At 56.3% G+C, this 14638-nt stretch carries 8 protein-coding genes and 1 pseudogene; 1 reads left to right on the plus strand and 8 read right to left on the minus strand.

From position 1 onward, the window contains the following. Positions 1-165: 165 nt before the first annotated feature. The 5 genes and pseudogenes from BF12_RS0102050 to BF12_RS0102070 form a co-directional block, all read right to left on the minus strand. Entirely contained in the window at positions 166-387 is a 222-nt protein-coding gene (locus BF12_RS0102050; RefSeq protein ID WP_024950816.1) for a hypothetical protein, read from the minus strand. A 415-nt stretch (positions 388-802) separates the two neighbouring features. Then, a complete protein-coding gene (locus BF12_RS0102055) occupies positions 803-1450 on the minus strand; it encodes a 3'-5' exonuclease (protein WP_024950817.1) in 648 nt (215 codons plus the stop codon). A 70-nt stretch (positions 1451-1520) separates the two neighbouring features. Continuing rightward, positions 1521-3491 (minus strand): DUF294 nucleotidyltransferase-like domain-containing protein, encoded by a 1971-nt coding sequence (locus BF12_RS0102060; RefSeq protein ID WP_024950818.1) that lies wholly within the window; start codon positions 3489-3491, stop codon positions 1521-1523. Between the two features lie 157 nt (positions 3492-3648). Next, positions 3649-5450, minus strand: a pseudogene (locus BF12_RS18275) (sodium:solute symporter family protein). Positions 5451-5513: 63 nt separating this feature from the next. Continuing rightward, a complete protein-coding gene (locus tag BF12_RS0102070) occupies positions 5514-5771 on the minus strand; it encodes a DUF4212 domain-containing protein (RefSeq protein WP_024950819.1) in 258 nt (85 codons plus the stop codon). Between the two features lie 550 nt (positions 5772-6321). On the opposite strand from BF12_RS0102070, the gene BF12_RS0102075 reads away from it, so the two are divergent. After that, positions 6322-10350, plus strand: coding sequence for a hybrid sensor histidine kinase/response regulator (locus BF12_RS0102075; RefSeq protein ID WP_024950820.1), 4029 nt, complete (start codon positions 6322-6324; stop codon positions 10348-10350). A gap of 195 nt (positions 10351-10545) precedes the next feature. Here BF12_RS0102075 and BF12_RS0102080 read toward each other — a convergent pair whose 3' ends face one another. The 3 genes from BF12_RS0102080 to acs form a co-directional block, all read right to left on the minus strand. Further along, positions 10546-11208 (minus strand): response regulator, encoded by a 663-nt coding sequence (locus BF12_RS0102080; protein WP_024950821.1) that lies wholly within the window; start codon positions 11206-11208, stop codon positions 10546-10548. 238 nt (positions 11209-11446) lie between these two features. Next, positions 11447-12331, minus strand: coding sequence for a DMT family transporter (locus tag BF12_RS18280; RefSeq protein ID WP_211242367.1), 885 nt, complete (start codon positions 12329-12331; stop codon positions 11447-11449). Between the two features lie 357 nt (positions 12332-12688). Then, the gene (acs, locus tag BF12_RS0102090) at positions 12689-14635 is read right to left on the minus strand and encodes an acetate--CoA ligase (RefSeq protein WP_024950822.1); all 1947 of its coding nucleotides are present in this window, start codon (positions 14633-14635) and stop codon (positions 12689-12691) included. Positions 14636-14638: the final 3 nt, after the last annotated feature.

Genomic DNA, 14638 nt, shown 5'->3' on the forward strand with positions numbered 1-14638 from the left:
GGGCGCATAGTCTAGCACTCGCCAATGGTGCGTCACAGAGGCAGTCAGGCAGGAAGTCCAGCTTCTCACAACGCACAACGCCCGCCGAAGGCGGGCGTTGAACAGATTCATTGGCAACTATCTGAGGAGTGAAAGAAGGCGCAGAAGAGAATAATGCACCCTGCCTCAAAACAATCGCAGCACTTCCAGGTAACGAATCACCACACCGCCAAGCATTACGAGAATACCGAAGCGTTGCAGACGGAATTCAATAGAGGTCAACGCCAGTTTGCGAGACCAGAACATCAATACACCGCGTACATCCTGCGTACGACGGATGTAGTGGCTGTAGGAAAACAGCACAATGGCAAGACCGAGAATCAAAAGCGTGTTGGTCGCGATCAGCATGTCGCACCTCGTGGGCAAGAACCCTAAGTCGTCAATAAAGGCATCAGACATCTGAGGCCTTATCTGAAACCGGGCTTCGAGCACATGCCCGAAACCCGGTGGCCACCACCTGGCGCAGTGATGGCAATCCTGAGATGCCAAAGCATTCTCAGGCCTGACTGAAACTGACTGACAGCAGGTCCGTGTCGCGGGTGGCCTCTGCACACTGTCGCCGCTTCGTTATGATTATCAAGACTGCTCGGTGTTGCATCCTGCATGGCTGGCCGCGTTGCTGGCCTGATCGTGCACTGGCGTGTAATTCGGATCAACCTCACCCTCTTCAATGGGTGCGTTGTATAGCCTCAGTGTGGCCAAACCAACCATTTGTAGCCATTGGACATTCCGGCAACAGACCTTGGGTTAATATCCAAGAGGCTTATGCCAGCCCCTCCCGGGTTTTCATCGATGGCGCTGATAGCATCAGTCGCTGTGCTATCAACGCGCTGGTGACCGCATCACCCAAGGCGGTGTGCCGTCCGATTACCGGCACACCGAGTGCTTCAGCCATGGAATCAAAACGCAGATCAGGCTGAGACTCTGGCTGCACACGACGGCAACCTTGTAAATAATCACGTGCTAGATCGTGACGCTGATTAGGCAAATCAAACCCCAATCGCGGGCGTAGATGCCGATTGATTACAGCAACATCAAAATCTATACACCAGCCAACTAGAGGACGGTTGCCGATAAACAACAGCAGGCGCTTCAGCGCATCACCCAGAGCCTCACCACCGTGTAGATCAATACCGCGCAGACGATGAATACGAATCGAGTCGCCCTGCAGGCTATTGGGTCGCTGAAGATGTAACGAGAGTGCATCGGATGTTTGGATGCGCCGTGCATCGAAGCGTACCGCGGCTATCGATACCAGCTCGGCGCAGCCAATCTCCAGGCTGGTGGTTTCACAGTCCAGTGCCACCCGCTCTCCTCTTCGCTCATCGCCATGCCAAGGCCTGAACAATTCGGCAAACTCGCCATGTGCATGCCTGCGGCGATCAGTGGCGCGTCGTAACTGCTGAAACATGCAACCTCCTTGGGCCAGATGCCCAGTATCCCACTGAGGTATGAAGCCCAGCAGTCGATCAACAAGTCTCTTAATATTCGAGATGGTAACGATGGGTCAGGCGTTGCTTGAAGTCCTTCACTCGACTCAGGGCATCGCGCAACAGATCACGCTCCAGCGATGACAGCGACTGGGTGATGATCAGGTTGGCGCTACCTTCATCGACTTCACGAGCACGACTGTCTGATCGGTGACTCGCGTCCGCCTGAATGCCGCTTGAGCCTGATGTCATCGAAACTTCATCCAGATGGCGCAGCTGTTGACGCAGGCGTAGCTCAGCAAACAGCGATAGCGACTCGGTAAGGTCTTCACTATCGCGGGCCTCGATACTGCCGTCCGCGACCAGCGCGTCCAATCGAGAAAAGGTATTAGTGGCCATCACGCCACGCTCCAGCGCTATCGTGCGCACACCATGCACAATCGGAAAGATGCCGCCTTTCTTGATATCGATACCATGCCGCGGCGTGCGTAACGAGCCAAACAGTGTCAACGGCGTCGAAAAGCGCAGCGCCGCACGAGCGAAATTCGATAACAACAACTCATCATGGTTAACGTGACGCACCAGATGGCTGCGCAGGCTCTCGACCAGCTCACCATTGCCGCCGCTCGCGCGCGCATCAAAGACGATGGCCAGATTCATCAGCGCTTCGCCGTCTCGTCCCGCACACCAACGGGCGATCTTGCCACGCCAACGTGATTCCGTAGCAACCCAGTCCGGATTGGAGACCATCACATTGCCCGGACATGGTGGGTATCCCAACCGTGCGAGCGCAGCGCTGAAACTTTCCATGACCGCTTCGCACTCAGGCCACTGATCGCCATCGGCCAGAATCAATCCATTGTCCTGATCAGTCTTGAGCAGCTGCTCTGCACGCCCCTCACTACCCATCAGCATCAGACAGCACGATTCTCTCCGCACCTCGGCGACCGTCATCACAAAGGTACGCTCGACAAGGCGCCCATTGAGCGCGCTGAGGAGCGCCATCGCATGACGTAGATGTACGCCCTGCAGCACCAGCGCACGTACCAGCTCAGGTAGACGAGCACTGGCCAGTGCGAGCGCTTCCATATCGCTGGCACGCTCGATCTCCAGACTCACCAGCTGGCTACGATTGGAGAAGAACCCCAGTACATCAGTAAGCTCGATCACACCGACGACCGGTGAATCCGATGCCAGTGATTCCTGTACCACGACCCTCGCGACACGATGCCGCGTCATCTGGACCAACGCTTGAAAGAGGTAGTCCTCGGCCGTCACTGCCACCAACGAAAAACTACCCAAGGGTGCCAGTCGATGCGTCGAGGCGAGCCCTTCCAGCACGAGCGCGTTGAGCAAATCCGTGCGTGTGACAACACCGTAGCGCCCTTCAACCTCAATAATCAGGCTGTCAGCACGTGCTGCCTCCAGCGCCCTCACACCCTCATCTATGCTGCGGTTAGCCGCCATCACCAGTGGCGGTCGCATGCAGTCCATCACGCGAGCCAACATGAAGTCTGTCTGGTCATGGCTCGTTCCCAACCGCGTATCACGATAAGCGGCCAATAGCCGTGCCTTGTCACGCAGACTGTGCTGAAAGAAGTTGCCAAAATCGGGACTCTCGGCACACAGCTGATGAAAAAGTGCCGCTGGCACCTGATAGCACAGAGTTTCCTGTTCACAAACAAAGCGCGTGCGGCATTCACCGTTGAGCAAGGTCAACGCACCAAAGAGATCTCCCTGGCTGTAATGGCCAATGCGCAGACTCGCCCAGGCATCGCGCCCCTCATGAGCAGCCTGTTTCAACTCTGCAGCATCCGGAAGCGGCGTCTCGGACGCCAGCTCTACTACTTCACCCTTGTAGATGATGTAGACGGCGTCACCTACCGCGCCAGGCGTCAGCGGCTGTGCCAGTGTTTCGAAATAGCGCAGATCAACACTCTCGGCCAACCGCTGGCGGTTGCGTGTATCCAGCAGACTGAGCGGGGGTTCATTAAACGGGATATCAACAAGTGTGGCTTGCATGACACGAACTCCACCTATGCCCATCCAGCGCGGCGCTGCACAGGCCACCAAGCCACAAGGCCCACCTGCATAAGCACGGCGGGGCCTTGGGATACGTTCATGGGCCTGTCTTGTACGAATCACTCTGCATCGCATAGACAGGCCCTGCTACCGTCGATCAGTGATCCACTGATGCCCCTGCCCCGCGTGGGATACGGATATCCTCGACGATGTGCTGGATGTACTCGGGCGGTGGCGGTGTCGCCTTGCAGACCAGCACCGCGACGATGAAGTTGAGTATCATCCCCACAGTACCAATGCCTTCCGGCGAAACACCTAGCAGCCAATGCTCAGCCGTGTTCAGCTCTGGCGAGATGAACTTGAAGAACACGATATAGCTGAAGGTAAAGACCAGGCCGACCAGCATCCCTGCGATCGCACCTTCCTTGTTCATCCGTTTGGAGAAGATGCCCAGCAAGATGACGGGGAAGAAGCTCGATGCAGCCAACCCGAAGGCAAAGGCCACGACCTGGGCCACGAACCCGGGCGGATTGATACCGAAATAGCCGGCAATCACGACTGCCACCGCTGCTGCCAGTCGCGCTGCCAACAACTCCTGCTTCTCGGTGATATTCGGCTTGAGCGTCTTCTTCAGGAGGTCATGCGAGATTGCCGACGAGATGACCAGGAGCAACCCGGCCGCTGTCGATAGCGCGGCGGCCACACCACCTGCGGCTACCAGCGCAATCACCCAGGCCGGCAGATTGCCGATTTCAGGGTTGGCCAACACGATGATATCTCGATCGATATAGACCTCGCTCTCGTTGTCGGTGGGCGCATTGCTCAGCAGACGCTCGCCATACTCTCCGCGTGCTCCCTGACTGGCTGACGCGCCTCATAGGAGGGTTTGCCGACAAACGGATCACCACCGCGCATCTGGATGATGCCATCACCATTTTTGTCGACCCAGCCGATCAGTCCGGTGTTTTCCCAGTTGTAGAACCATCCCGGCAACTCTTCATAAGCAGTCTCATTGACGGTTTCAATCAGGTTGACGCGAGCAAAAGCCCCCACAGCCGGCGCAGTGGTGTACAGCAGTGCAATGAAGAACAGCGCCCAGCCCGCAGAGATACGCGCATCACGTACTGTCGGAACAGTGAAGAAACGCACGATGACGTGAGGCAGGCCTGCAGTACCGCACATCAGCGCAGCAGTAATGAAGAAGACATCAATAGTGGATTTTGAGCCCTCGGTATACTCGCGGAAGCCAAGGTCAGTCACCACTTGATCCAGCTTATGAAGCAAATAGACACCAGTATCGTTGCCCTGTGCATCTACCAATGTGCCGCCAAAGCCGGTTTGCGGAAGTACATGCCCCGTCATCATGATCGACAGGAATACTGCCGGCACCAGGAAGGCAAAAATCAGTACGCAGTACTGGGCGACCTGGGTATAGGTGACGCCTTTCATCCCACCGAGTACGGCATAGAAAAAGACGATCGCCATGCCTATCATCACGCCGACGTTCACATCGACTTCAAGGAAGCGGGCAAACACGATACCGGTACCGCGCATCTGACCTGCCACATAAGTAAAGGAAATGAAGATGACACAGACGACGGCAACAGTACGTGCGACGCTTGAGTAGTAACGATCACCCACAAAATCCGGCACGGTAAACTTGCCGAACTTACGCAGGTAAGGCGCCAGCAACATTGCTAACAGTACATAACCGCCGGTCCAGCCCATTAGATAAACGGAGGCGTCATAACCGGAGTAGGCAATGATCCCTGCCATGGAAATGAAGGAAGCTGCAGACATCCAATCCGCCGCCGTTGCCGCTCCGTTGGCAATAGGATGCACCCCACCCCCGGCGACATAGAATTCCTTGGTAGATCCGGCTCGCGACCAGACCGCGATACCGATATAGAGCGCAAACGAAGCGCCCACAAACAGATACGTCAGTAATTGAACATCCATTGGCGTTGTCCTTGGCGATATCGATCATCTTGTTATTGTGTAAGACGAGACGCGAAATATGCCCTATTGCTCATGCACGTCGAAGCGCTCATCAAGCTTGTTCATTGAGCGGGCATACATGATGATTAGCGCGAGGAAGAAGTAGATCGCTCCCTGCTGAGCGAACCAGAATCCCAGTTTGAAACCGAAGAAATGAATATTATTGAGCACATCGACCAGCAATATCCCACATCCATAGGACACGACAAACCAGACCACGAGGTACCCCATGATCAGCTTGATATTGGCAGCCCAGTAGGCCTTGGCATTCGCTTCTTTCATGACGAAATTCTCGCGTTGTTATTGTGGTTAGTGACAGATTAGCTAGCACCTTATCGGCACATTGCCGCTAGATGTCACTCACGGTGCTTTTTCTCGGTCGCTTGATATCCCCTGCCATTACCGTTGCTTTTTAAGAAACACGAAGACTCGTAATTGACAGTAGACAAGTCAGATGATGACTGCAGGCTGACTTTAGTCGCGAGCGTTAGCCATCTCTTCTTTATTACTTGGCAAAGCATATTAATTACACATATATCAATAAGTTACACTATAACCTAAAGGCGCAATCCCTTGGTCTATTGGCCAAATGAGTAAGCATGAAACCGAGGTCATCCCACACACTACTACTTGAGAGCGTGCTATCCCTTGGTAATCCTTACGTGAAACAAGCGCAATTTTCTGCCTGATATGCTCGAAGGCCCTGTCTCTGACTGATATGCGATGAAGCTGGCAGGCAAATACGAGCAGCTTCAGTGCCTTTGGTAGGATGCAATGCTTGGGCCTCGTGGCACGGCCTGCGTAGAATGGCGCTTCCAGAGAGGAGAGCGACATGTTCCAGGGGTGGTGGCTGATTGCAGTGGCACTCGCATATATTGCGGTGCTGTTCACGATTGCATGGCGCGGGGATCGTAACGCCAAGAAAAACGGGTCACCTAATCGGCGACCAGCGGTCTACAGTCTGGGGCTAGCAGTTTATTGCACCAGCTGGACCTTCTACGGCAGCGTCGGTCAGGCAGCGACCAGCGGCTGGGCCTATCTGAGCATCTTTATCGGGCCGATCCTGACCTGCCTGTTATTCTGGCCGATCCTGTTGAAGATGATTCGTGTCGCCAAGCGACAGAACATCACCTCGATCGCTGACTTCATTGCCTCGCGTTACGGCAAGACACAGTCGCTGGCCGTCTTTGCTTCATTAGTGGCACTCATCGGCACCCTGCCATATATCGCCCTGCAACTTAAGGCCGTTTCCAGCGCCTATCAGGTGCTGACAGACACCAGTGACGTGACGCGTACGCCGTGGCTAGGCGATACCGCCTTCTATGTTGCAGCGATCATGGCGCTGTTCGCGATCCTGTTTGGTACACGCCATACCGATGCCACCGAGCATCACGTAGGTCTGCTGCAGGCCATTGCCTTTGAGTCGCTGATCAAGCTGGTGGCTTTCCTGATACTGGGTTCCTATGTCACCTGGGGAATGTTCGATGGCCTGGGAGATCTGTTCACCAAGGCCGATACCTACCTGGCGCTGCAACAGCAACTGGAAACCCAGACCTTCGGCTCTGGCTTCTGGGCACAGACGCTACTCGCGATGCTGGCCGTCTTCTGTCTACCGCGCCAATTCCATGTCGCGGTCGTCGAGAACACACACCATGGAGATGCACGCCGCGCGCGCTGGCTATTCCCGATCTATCTGATCGCGATTTCCTTCTTTGTCCTGCCCATTGCCGCGGCAGGCCTGACGCTATTCCCGGATGGCTCTGTCTCACCGGATAGCTTCGTGCTCGCCCTGCCCATGGCGGCCGGCCAGACCTGGCTGACACTACTGACCTTCCTTGGTGGCTTCTCGGCCGCGACCGGCATGGTCATCGTCGCCGCTGTCGCCGTCTCGATCATGATCTCCAACGAGATCGTCATTCCACTGCTGTTCAGGCTGCGTTGGTTCGACACCGAAGCCCGTGACTACAGCCATATCGTGCTGCTGGCCCGGCGCCTGACCATCGTGATGATCCTGGGGCTGGCCTACGGCTTCTATCTGCTGATTGCTGAATACAGCACCCTCTCCGCCATTGGCCTACTATCATTTGCCGCCGTGGCCCAGTTCGCACCATCGCTGATTGGTGGCCTGTATTGGAAGCGTGGCAACCGCCTGGGTGTCATTGTTGGTCTGAATGCTGGCTTCGCAGTATGGGCATGGACGCTACTGGTCCCTGCGCTGTCACAAGCTGGACTGATGCCAGCAGAAATGGTCAATCATGGTCCACTCGGAATCGATTGGCTGTCACCGCATGGCCTATTCGGCTTTCCCTTCAGTGACCCGCTAACGCATGGCGTGATGCTGTCACTGGGTCTTAATCTATTCTTCTACATCTTTGTCTCTCAAATGACGCCACAGCGCGTGGTTGAACGCATACAAGCCTCATTGTTCGTCGACAGTGTCGAGACGCGCCAGACCAGCGTCTCACGCCCATGGACCGGCTCCACTTCTGTCTCTGACCTGCGCGTCCTGTGCGAACGCTTCCTGAGCGATGAACAGGTCGAGCGTGCATTTGAGGACTACGGCCGCCGCAGTGGGCAACCGCTGGAACTGCATGCACGTGCATCCATCGACTTGATCCAGTTCACCGAGCGCTTTCTGGCTTCCGTCCTCGGCGCCTCTTCGGCACGTATCGTGGTCAATTCGGCACTCCAGGGTCGTGGCATCGGCATCTCGGACGTCATCTCGATCGTCGATGAAGCCTCACAGGTACTGGAGTTCAACCGCGCACTGCTGCAGGCCACCATCGAGAATATTCATCAGGGCATCAGCGTGGTGGATCAGCACATGCGACTGGTGGTGTGGAACCAACGCTATCTGGACATGTTCCGCTTCCCGGACAATCTGATTCGGGTCGGTGCGCCGATTGACCGTATCTTCCGCTATAACGCCCACAATGGTGAATATGGCCCCGGCGACCCAGAAGAGCACGTCGATCAGCTGCTGGACGCCATTCGTGATGGTGTGCCACATCGCTATGTACGCTACCGCCTGGACGGCAGCGTGATGGAAATTCAGGGTAACCCGATGCCCGGCGGTGGCTTCGTTTATACCTATCAGGACATCACTCAGCAGAAGAGCACCGAAGAAGCGCTGATCCGTTCGGAAAACAATATCCGCATCTATACCGATAACGTGCCAGCGCTGATTGCCTACTTCGACAAAGAATGTCGTTATCTCTTCACTAACCGCGCCTACGAAGCGGTAATGGGGATCGATCGCACCGCCGTCATCGGCGAGCCAGCCGAAGCCGCGATGCCGGAAGACATCTATCGCCAGCGCGCCCCATGGATGACACGTGCACTGGCAGGTGAACGGGTATCGTTTGAAATCTCGCTGGAAGCACCGGAGGGCGGGGTGCGCTACATGCTGGTCACCTATACACCGCACTTCAGCACCAAGGGCAATATTCTCGGCTTCTTTGCACTCTATCAGGACATTACCGAACGGCGCCTGGCAGAAATTGCGCTCAAGGAAACCAACGAGAATCTGGAAGAGCGCGTCCGTGTGCGTACGCGTGAACTGTCACAGGTCAATGAGGCGTTACGTACCGAGAACCGCGTACGTGCTGAGGCCGAGCAGGCATTGCGTCAGGCCAAGAAGTTGGCGGAAGACGCCAACGCCTCAAAAACTCGCTTCCTCGCCGCTGCCAGCCATGACTTGCTACAGCCCTTGAATGCTGCGCGACTCTTCACCTCCGCGCTCTCGCAGCAGGTCGAGGGCGAGATGAAGACCACCACCAATCACATCGATAACTCACTGCAGGCTGCCGAAGAACTGCTGAGCACTCTGTTGGATATCTCCAAGCTGGATGCCGGCGCATTGGCTCCGCGCCGCAGCGTGTTCCGCCTTTCCGACATTCTCAAACCGCTCAAGGCGGAATTCGAGGTGATGGCAGAAAATCGCGGTTTGGACCTCAAGGTCGTGATGACGCAATTGGCCGTCGATTCCGATGGTCAGATGCTCAGGCGTATCGTCCAGAACTTCCTGTCCAACGCGGTGCGTTATACCCGCCAGGGGCACGTACTTCTGGGTTGTCGTCGTATTGGGGATCGTATCCGTATCGAAGTATGGGATACCGGCCCCGGTATTCCCGAATCCAAGCTGACCGAGATCTTCCAGGAATTCCGCCGCCTCGATCAGACCGAGCGCCACAAGGAAAGCGAGAAGGGGCTCGGCCTTGGATTGTCGATTGCCGAACGCATGAGTCGCGTACTGGACCACCCCATCACGGTACGCAGCTGGGTGGATATCGGCACCGTTTTCGCCGTCAGTGTACCGATCAGCAAGACACTGCCCGCTGCCGAGCATCCTGATGCCATACCGGCTCGCAAACGCGCAGGCAACAAACTGACCGGTTCACGCATCCTGTGTATCGATAATGAGAGTCTGATTCTCGAGGGAATGAAGGCGATGTTGTCCGGCTGGGGCTGTGAAGTGTTCACCGCCACCTCTATTGGGGGAGCTAAATCGGTTATCCGCAATCTGGATGGTGATCCCGATGCCATTCTCGCCGACTATCACCTCGACAATGAGGTCACTGGTTTGATGGCACTGGATGCACTGGATGAGCGCCTGTCCGGCTCGGTACCAGGTGTCGTGATCACCGCTGACCGCACTGATGAGGTCGCCGAGGAAGTGCGGCGTGCCGGCTATCATCTGCTGTTAAAACCGGTTCGACCTGCTGCACTGCGTGCTCTGTTGACGCGTACTCTGCAGGCCAACCGGGCCGAGAAGCATATCAGTAACGGTAGTGACGAAGCGTCGGATGCAACAGGTACCTCCGGCGCAGATGATATTTCGGAGACACCACCAACAGACTAGTCAGTGCACGCACGGCCGTAGCCTTATCGCTGCGGCCATTCCTCTTGATGGCAAGTCACCAACGATAGCCAATATCAGCGTGGGGAATGACTGCCAGTGAACGCAAAAATCCCGCCCTGTCAGTGACAGGACGGGATTTTTTCATGCTTTCAGCAACCTGCTGCTGCGGGCCTTACTTCAAGAACGAACCTGGGCTCAGGAACGAACCTTCGGCGGCTCGACTTCAAGACGCTGGGCCGCGATCACAGCCTGAGTGCGTGAGTGCACACCGAGCTTACGCAGAATGGCAGTCACGTGAGCCTTGATGGTAGCCTCAGAGACACTCAGCTCATAGGCGATCTGCTTGTTGAGCAGACCTTCAGTGAGCATGTTGAGCACGCGGAACTGCTGCGGCGTCAACGAGGCAATTGCCTCGGCAAAGCGTGACTCATCTTCAGTCGAATCGCCCATGGCTTCGGCGATATACGTCGGCAGCCACACCTCACCCTCAAGGATTTCGCCAATCGCTTCGGCAATCACATCAAGGCTTGCGGATTTCGGAATGAAACCGGAGGCTCCGTAATCGATGGCGCGGCGCACCACATAGGGCTCCTCGCTACCGGATACAACAGCCACCGGGATATCCGGAGTCTGGCCACGCAGCTGAATCAAACCAGAGAAGCCATGGGCTCCCGGCATGTGCAGGTCCAACAGGATCAAGTCAGCATCGGGATGGCGGGCAACAGCTTCGTTGGTCGCTTCCATGCTGTCAGCCTCAACGATCTCCGCCTGAGAGGCCACTTGCCTGAGCGCCTGCGTCAGTGCGGCACGAAAAAGCGGATGATCGTCTGCAACGATAAACTTCTGGGCAAAGGCCATTGAGTCTCCTCCAAAACCCCGATGGTGATCATCGTCGACCTTCCTGGCCGACCAACAATCGCCGTTATTTTCTAGCATGTTACCCCATGGAACGCGCGTTTAACAAAGCAGCCCACCATCGGGAGACATACTGATGTTTCGCTCGGGGAACACGAGTATCGCACGGATTGAGGCCCGATGAGCGATCAATCCATGCGCGAGTTCTGACAGCATCCTAGGGATGGCGAGTCAGACCACCCTACCCGCAACGCGACTGGCATGCCAGCCGACCAATGCCACACCAGCAATCAGCACAAAGCCGATCAGACTGGCCACATCCGGCACCTCCCCCCCACAGCGCCCAACCCGCCAACGCTGAAAAAACGATGGTCAGATAGGAATAAATCGAGACCTCTCCCGCCGGCGCCAATCGATAGGCCGTCGTCATCAGAATCTGGCCACCCGCTGCAAAAAGACCAATCCCTAACAACGCCAATGCTTGCGGGCCGCTCGGCATCACCGGATTCATCAGCATCGGCACCAACGTCACCACGCTCGATACCAGCGAGAAATGTAGCACAATTGTTGCCGAGGCTTCGCGCCCCCTGAGCGCACGAATCAATGTATAGGCCGCACCAGCCAACATCGCCGAACCAAGCCCAATCAATGCTGGCACCAGCGCTTCAGCGCCACCTTCAGCAAAGGCTAACTGGGGCTTGATAACCAGCGCTGCGCCGGTAAAAGCGACTAACATGCCGACAAGTCGCCAGCCACCAAGACGCTCAGCCAGAAACAGCCCTGCAAAAAGGCTGACGAAAAATGGTGACAGCTTGTTGAGGATGGTGGCATCCGCCAGCAGCAGATGGTCAATGGCATAGAAGAAACTCATTACTCCACCAAGCCCGATCAACGAGCGCGCCAGCAACAGCGGCTGATGGTGCCAATGGCCCAGCAAGCGAGCGCCCGCGATGCGCACCATCACCACTGCCACACCGAGACTGATCAGGTTGCGTACAAAGACTTTCTCGAACAGCGGCAGGTCACCGCTTAATTTGACCATCGCACCCATCAGTGCAAAAGAGATCGCCGACAGGCACATCAGCACCACAGCGCGTGGACGATTTTCACCGTCATCTGTCTGCAAGGAAGCCTGCTGCGAAGAGTCTCCAGACGCTATCTGTGGAGACGCCTCTGAAGGTGTCGAGGGTGCATCGGAATTACCTGCCGCTGCCATGGAGTTACCCTGATAGTGAGTTGAATATGGCTTGAATGTGAAAACCTCACACTCAAGCAGTCACATGCAGTGCCGCGTTAATAAAATCTTGCCCAAAGGTATCATTATCTGCGCTTCAAACTGTCCGTGCACTCCTCAGGAGGCCCTCCTCAACGGCAAACATGTCTTTTAGTGACACTTGACGTTTCTGGTACAAAAAAAGCGTGGGAGCCAGGCTCCCACGCTTCGGTCATGTCATTTCCACTTGCTACAGATCAGCTCACTGACTCAGCGATTAGCACGATGCTCAATCAATTCGTCCACCACGGATGGATCTGCCAGTGTCGAGGTATCACCCAGGCCATCGGTCTCGTTGGCAGCAATCTTGCGCAGAATACGCCGCATGATCTTGCCAGAGCGTGTCTTCGGCAACCCTGGCGCCCACTGAATGACATCCGGCGAGGCAATCGGCCCAATATCCTTGCGTACCCATTGTGTCAGCGCCTTCTTCAGCTCGTCAGTCGGTTCGATGCCGTCATTGAGCGTCACGTAGATATAGATACCCTGCCCTTTGATATCGTGCGGATAGCCAACCACTGCTGCCTCGGCAACCGCTTCATGCGCGACCAGTGAAGACTCGATCTCGGCGGTGCCCATGCGGTGCCCAGAGACATTGAGCACATCATCGACACGCCCGGTGATCCAGTAGTAGCCATCTTCATCACGGCGACAGCCATCACCCGTGAAGTACATGCCGTCATAGGTTGAGAAGTAGGTCTGGATATAGCGCTCGTGATTGCCCCAGATCGAGCGCGCCTGACCTGGCCAACTGTCGAGGATCGCCAGATTCCCTTCGGCGACTCCCTCCAGAATATTGCCCTCGTTGTCAACCAGTGCCGGCTGCACGCCGAAGAACGGGAGCGTCGCAGAACCAGGCTTGAGGTCAGTGGCGCCAGGCAGCGGTGCAATCATGATGCCGCCGGTTTCTGTCTGCCACCACGTGTCTACCAGCGGGCAGTTGCCCTTGCCGATCACGCGATGGAACCACTCCCAAGCCTCGGGATTGATCGGCTCGCCCACCGACCCCAACAGTCGCAGACTATCTCGGGAGCTGGAGTCCATCACCGCATCACCATGCGCCATCAAGGCACGTACAGCAGTCGGTGCGGTGTAGAGAATATTCACCTGATGCTTATCGATGATTTCACCGATACGGCCATGAGTCGGATAGCTAGGCACGCCCTCAAACATCAGTGTGGTAGCGCCATTCGCCAGCGGGCCATAGACGATATAGCTATGCCCCGTCACCCAGCCGACATCGGCGGTACACCAGTAGATATCGCCATCGTGATAATCGAATACATAACGATGTGTCATCGCCGCATACAGCAAATAGCCGCCAGTGGTGTGCTTCAGCCCCTTGGGCGTGCCGGTAGAGCCTGAGGTGTAAAGAATGAACAGTGGGTCCTCTGCCCCCATCGCCTCAGCCGGACACTCACTGGATTGACGATCAACCAGCTCATGGAACCAGCAATCACGGCTACCCCACTGGACATCACCACCTGTGCGCCTTACCACCAAGACGTGATCGACGCAGTCGGTGCCGTCGCGTTCCAGTGCTTCATCAACGTTCTCTTTGAGCGGAACACGCTTGCCACCGCGCAGCGATTCATCAGCAGTAATCACGATGCGTGAACTGGAATCACTGATACGACCCGCCAGCGCATCTGGCGAGAAGCCGCCGAAGACGATCGAGTGCACCGCGCCGATACGAGTACAGGCCAGCATCGCCATCGCAGCCTCAGGAATCATTGGCATATAGAGCGTGACGACATCGCCACGATTGACGCCCAATTCCTTGAGACCATTGGCAAACTGACAGACACGCGCATGCAGCTCGCGATAAGTGATTGACTGGGATTCGTTGGGGTCATCGCCCTCCCAGATAATGGCGACCTGATCGCCACGCGTCGCTAGATGCCGATCGAGACAGTTGTGCGACACGTTGAGCTGTCCATCCTCGAACCAGCGCACATCGACATTGCCGGGGCCAAAATCGGTATTGCGAATGATCGAAGGTGCACGGAACCAGTCCAGCGTCTTGGCCTGCTCGGCCCAGAAGTCGTCGGGAGCCTCTACCGACTGCTTGTACATGGCCTGATAGCCTTCGCGGTCTACCCAGGCACGGGCAGCGACGTCGGATGCGACCGGATGGAGCTTGGCATGTTCGCTCATGAT

Origin of the sequence: Cobetia crustatorum (assembly GCF_000591415.1) — a bacterium.
Taxonomy (GTDB): Bacteria; Pseudomonadota; Gammaproteobacteria; order Pseudomonadales; family Halomonadaceae; genus Cobetia; species Cobetia crustatorum.